1 protein-coding gene and 1 pseudogene are annotated in these 1,179 nt (G+C 48.4%); both read right to left on the bottom strand.

What is annotated here, in order from left to right; genetic code table 11:
- The coding region (locus A3735_RS23430) for an SDR family NAD(P)-dependent oxidoreductase (protein WP_068638765.1) at positions 1-682 on the bottom strand (682 nt) is incomplete at its 3' end.
- A 12-nt stretch (positions 683-694) separates the two neighbouring features.
- Positions 695-1,179 (bottom strand): annotated as a pseudogene (locus A3735_RS23425) (terpene utilization protein AtuA); the annotation flags it as partial.

Genomic DNA, 1,179 nt, shown 5'->3' with positions numbered 1-1,179 from the left:
CCTTGGATTCTAGGTTTAAAAGAATAGCATCTTTTAAACCTAGAATCCAAGGCTTCATGGCTGGAGGATAAGTATCCATGCCGCTGGTGATCACCCAGCCCGGTGCGACAGCATTAACACGAACGCCTGACGCTGCCCATTCAACGGCAGCCGTTTGAGTGAAGTTCACCATGCCTGCGCGGGCTGCACCGGAGTGCCCCATGCCTGGCATACCACCCCACATATCAGCGACGATATTGACAATTGATCCGCCGTGCTTACTCATACTTTGCAGATACACTTCTTTAGCCATCAAGAAGCCGCCGGTTAGATTGGTGCGTACCACCGTTTCCCAACCTTTCTGGTTAATACCGGTAAGTGGGGCAGGGAACTGACCGCCTGCATTGTTCACTAAACCCGATATCACAGGGTGTTTCTTAACGATTTCATTAACCGTTTCTTTGACGATATCTTCTTCGCGAATATCGCAAGAAAAACCTTCAGCACTGCCACCATCTTCGATGATTTCAGCAACCACAGCATCCAGCTTTTCTTGCTTACGACCAATAATGATGACATGCGCGCCAAGCCCTGCTAGCTCATGAGCGGTACAACGGCCAATGCCGCTGCCGCCGCCCGTTACGATAAATACTTTGTCTTGGTATAGGTCATCTCTGAAGATTGATTGATAAGGGTGACTCATGATTTATCTTACCTACAGTTTATTGGCCAAGGCCTGAGGAACAGGGATGGCAGCTTGTAATAATTGTTGTGCGAAAGCTTTGCCTTGAGGGTCAATGCGCAAGCTAGCAACGCCACCTCCACCTAGGCTGTTTTCGAGTAAAAAGTTCACGGCATTGATGCCGGGAAGGTCCCAACGATTGACCTTGCCATGTTCTGGGTCAAGCGTATGTGACATGTATTCAGCAACGAAGTCTTCAGTTAAAGCTTCACGAATATAGGGCAGGTATTCCTCAGAGCGCGCGATGACACCGATATTGGAATGATTGCCCTTGTCGCCACTTCGAGCCCAAGCAAGTTTGATTAACGGAACGTAGCTATTACAGTTTTCGCTTAAAGTTGTTTTATTCTGAGTCGCTTCAGCTCCTACGAAAGACGTTTCGCTATCAATTGATACAGGAATGGACTCTTCACCGAGTTTGACGCTCACATCCAAGTCGGCTTTAGGCACAAGGCAGG

The organism is Oleiphilus sp. HI0061 (assembly GCF_001635675.1).
This window is presented reverse-complemented; position numbering and strand designations above follow the sequence as displayed.